At 71.1% G+C, this 1512-nt stretch carries 1 protein-coding gene; it reads right to left on the bottom strand.

Annotation, left to right across the window (positions count from 1 at the left end; genetic code table 11):
- Positions 1–245: 245 nt before the first annotated feature.
- Positions 246–1457 (bottom strand): glycoside hydrolase family 64 protein, encoded by a 1212-nt coding sequence (locus tag HET64_RS38435; protein ID WP_215111851.1) that lies wholly within the window; start codon positions 1455–1457, stop codon positions 246–248.
- Between the last annotated feature and the right edge of the window lie 55 nt (positions 1458–1512).

Raw genomic sequence — 1512 nt, 5'->3', positions numbered from 1 at the left:
GGGTCGGCGTGCGCGGGAGCCGCTGCGGTGAGCAGGAATCCGGCGGCTACCGCCGCGAGCATGCGGCGGGGGAGTCGGTTCATTCGCATACGGAACCGTCCCGGGGGGCCGGGGCGAAGTCAAGAACGCCACACACCGTGTCAATTGATGAGGTATCGGATGGCCCGAAGGCGCCGGTCGGGTATGCGTGTGCCCCCGCCCGAAGGAGCAGGAGGGCGGGGGCGCACATGCCTGCCGGGCGGGCGTCAGGAGCCCACGGTCACCGTGAAGCGGCGCGGGTTCCCGTCGTGCGCCGCGCCCGAGACGTCCGGCTCACCGTCCGGGCGGACGTCGTCGTACGGGAACGCGTAACCGATCGGGCTGTTCGCGTGGACCACCCGGGACCAGTGGTTGGTGACCGATCCCTTGTAGTAGTCCGCCGTCGACGTGCCGTTCGGCTGGCTCGGGTGGCTCAGCATGATCGAGCGGTTGAAGCCCGCCGCCAGCCGGGCCAGGATCGCCTTCTTGTCGTCGGAGTCGCCCGGGTTGTTGGTGAACGGGCCGTGGTTGCAGGTGAAGATGTCCTTCGTCTGCGGCTTGACGAAGGTGTGGCCGCCCTCGAAGGTCAGCGTGTCCCCGCTGACCCGGCCGGCCGGCGTGCCCCGGCCGCCCTGGAGGTCGATGCGCAGGTCCTCGGAGCGGTACTTCTCCCAGACCTCGTCGATCTGCGCGGTGAACAGGTCCCGGAACGGCATCTCGGCGGGCCGGTCGAAGTACGGGGCCATGATGTTCTGCGGCGAGACCACCCGCAGGACGCCGCCGTCGTCGCTCCGGGTGATCAGCTTGTCCCACGGCTGCCCGTCGGCGGCGGCCTGGGCGGTCAGGTCGTCCGCGATCCGCTGCACCGCGCCGTCCGGGAGCGGGGCCACGGTGTGCGTCGCGTCGCCCTCCAGCGTGATGCCGATCGGGAGGGCCGTCACCAGGTCGACGTAGCTGATGTTGGAGTACAGCTGCTCGGTGTTGAAGGTGAACTCGCAGAACGACCAGGTGCGCCCGTAGTTGGGGTCCGTCGGCGTCGCGAAGGCGGGCTCCACCAGCGAGGGGCCCGGGTTGAGGTAGAAGTCCAGCTTGTCGTCGCGGACGAAGTAGACCCGCGCCCCGTACATCTGCGGCAGGGTCAGCACGACCGGACCCGCGCCCGCGCCCTTGAGCGGGATCGCGCAGTCCACGGGCAGCGGGGTCTGCGGCGCGCCGGGCGAATCGGGGCGGTAGACGCCACCGTCCGGCTTGAGCAGCACCCAGCGGTCGGTGCCCAGCTCGTGGCCGGTCACATACGCGTGCACCGTGCCCGGCAACGACTTGTTCTCCAGGGCCAGTTCGCAGGTCGCGGGGGCCGCGGAGGCGCGCGGGCTCAGAGCGCTGCCCCAGGCGGGGTACGTGAGCGCCGCGGCCGAGGCGGCGGCGCCGGTCAGGAACATTCGGCGTGAAATCACGAGAGGACTCCCGAGGTGGTGGGGGGCCGCAGGCGGGTGG

Source organism: Streptomyces sp. McG3, assembly GCF_018619185.1.
In the GTDB taxonomy this organism is placed as follows: Bacteria; Actinomycetota; Actinomycetes; order Streptomycetales; family Streptomycetaceae; genus Streptomyces.
This window is presented reverse-complemented; position numbering and strand designations above follow the sequence as displayed.